Consider the following 2,308-nt stretch of genomic DNA (forward strand, 5'->3'; position numbering starts at 1 on the left):
GGGGGTGGGTGGGTACATGCGAGGACCCGCTTTCGTACTAGTACAATCCTCGAATTGTGTCAGCACGCTATCAGGTCATCGGCGCAACGGCCGCCGAGATTTCCGCCAGCATCGAATCGGGCATCCGCGTCGGCGACCTGGCGGCCGGAGCCGCCCTGCCCCCGGTGCGGGCCCTCGCCGCCGAGCTGCGGGTCAGCCCGGCCACGGTGGCCCGCGCGTACCAGGACCTGCGCCAGCGCGGCCTGCTCGCCACCGCCGGCCGGCACGGCACCCGGGTCCGCCCCCGCCCGCCGGTGGCCACCCGCCGGGCGCTGCACCCGAGCACCGCGCCCGGCACCTGCGACCTGTCCCTCGGTGAGCCCGACACCCGGCTGCTCCCGCCGCTCGGCCCGCACCTGGCCGCCCTCGCCGCCGAGTTCGGCGCCCCCCTCGGGTACGCGTCGGCCGGCGTCCTGCCCGAACTGGCCGACGCGGCCCGGGAACGGTTCGCCGCCGACGGGGTGCCGGCCGACGACGTCACCGTCACCGGCGGCGCGCTCGACGGCATCGAGCGGCTGCTCGCCGCCCACCTGCGCCCCGGCGACGCGGTCGCCGTCGAGGACCCGGGCTGGGCCAATCTCCTCGACCTGGTCGCCGCGCTGGGGCTGCGCGCGATCGGGGTGCCGGTGGACGACGAGGGCCCGGTCGAGGCCGGGGTACGGGTCGCGCTGGCCGCCGGGGCCCGAGCCCTGGTGGTGACCAGCCGGGCGCAGAACCCGACCGGGGCAGCCGTCTCGGCCGACCGGGCCGCCGCGCTGCACGCCCTCCTCGCCGGCCGCGAGGACCTGCTGCTCATCGAGGACGACCACGCCGCCGAGCTGGCCCGCGTACCGTTGCACCCGCTCGCCGGGGCGACCCCGGCGTGGGCCTTCGTCCGGTCGGTGAGCAAGCCCTACGGGCCGGACCTGCGGCTGGCCGCGCTGGCCGGCGACGAGGCCACCGTCGCCCGGGTCGCCGGCCGGGCCCGGGTCGGCGCGGGCTGGGTCTCCACCGTGCTGCAACGCCTCGTGCTCGCGCTGTGGCGCGACCCGGCCACGGCCGCCCTGGTCGACCGGGCCGGCGCCAGCTACGAGCGCCGCCGGGGCGACCTGCTCGCCGCGCTGGCCGCGCGCGGGCTGGCCGGGCACGCCCGCACGGGCATCAACGTCTGGATTCCGGTGCCCGACGAGACCAGCGCCCTCACCGCGCTGCGCGACGCCGGCTGGGCGGTGGCCCCGGGCGCGCTGTTCCGGATCGCCGCCGGGCCCGGCCTGCGGATCACGGTCAGCCAGCTCGACCCTCCCGACCTGCCGGCGCTGGCCGACGCGGTCGCCGCCGCCGTCCGTCCCCGCCCATCGACGGCCTTCAGGGCCTGACGGCCCCGGCCGCCTCGCTCAGTCTGATCAAGAGAGAGGTATGTCACCTCCAGCCGGATCCTGACGCAAATCTCTTGATCAACCTTCTCCAGGGCGGGCGGAACGGAACCGGCGGAGGACGCGCCGGGCCGCGGTGTCCGCGTGGGCGGGGCGGCGAGGGGTAGAAAGATCGCCATGACCGACAAGACCGACACCGCCCCCGGTGCGCAGCAGTTCATCCCGCCCCGGGCCGACACCATCGACGAACTGCGCGCCGCCGCGGGCGGCTGCCGGGGCTGCGAGCTGTACCGGGACGCCACCCAGACGGTCTTCGGTCGCGGCGACTCCGACGCGCGGGTGGTGCTGGTCGGCGAGCAGCCCGGTGACATGGAGGACCAGCGGGGGCTGCCGTTCGTCGGCCCGGCCGGCCGGCTGCTGCGCCGGGCGGTCGACGACGCCGGGCTCGACCCGACGCGGCTGTACCTGACCAACGCGGTGAAGCACTTCCGCTTCGAGCTGCGCGGCAGGCGGCGCATCCACCAGACCCCGGACCGGGTGCACGTCACCGCGTGCCGTCCCTGGCTGGTGGCCGAGTTCGCCCGGCTGAGCCCGGAGGTCGTCGTGGTGCTCGGCGCGACCGCCGCGAAGGCGCTGCTCGGCCCGTCGTTCCGGGTCACCCGGCAGCGCGGCACGCTGATGCCCTGGCCGGCCTCGGCCGAGCGGCCGGAGGACTTCACCCGGGTGCCGGTCGACTCGGCCGGCGGGATCGCCGACGCCCCGGCGGCCCGGCTCCTGGCCACCATCCACCCGTCGGCGGTGCTGCGCGCCGACGACCAGGACACCGCGTACGCCGGGCTGGTGGCCGACCTGACGGTCGTCGCCGGCGTCCTGTCCGCCTGACCCCGCCCCGCCCCTTCCCGTCGCCGATCGTGGAC

General features: G+C 77.1%; 2 protein-coding genes. Both read left to right on the top strand.

Going from position 1 to position 2,308, the window contains the following annotated elements; translation table 11 throughout:
* Nucleotides 1–56: 56 nt before the first annotated feature.
* Complete coding sequence (locus tag E1258_RS32050; protein ID WP_132407652.1) at nt 57–1,394, top strand: aminotransferase class I/II-fold pyridoxal phosphate-dependent enzyme; 1,338 nt, start codon at nt 57–59, stop codon at nt 1,392–1,394.
* A 174-nt stretch (nt 1,395–1,568) separates the two neighbouring features.
* Complete coding sequence (locus E1258_RS32055; protein ID WP_007075357.1) at nt 1,569–2,273, top strand: UdgX family uracil-DNA binding protein; 705 nt, start codon at nt 1,569–1,571, stop codon at nt 2,271–2,273.
* Nucleotides 2,274–2,308 lie beyond the last annotated feature (35 nt).

The sequence above is a fragment of the Micromonospora sp. KC207 genome (assembly GCF_004348615.1).
Classification (GTDB): domain Bacteria; phylum Actinomycetota; class Actinomycetes; order Mycobacteriales; family Micromonosporaceae; genus Micromonospora.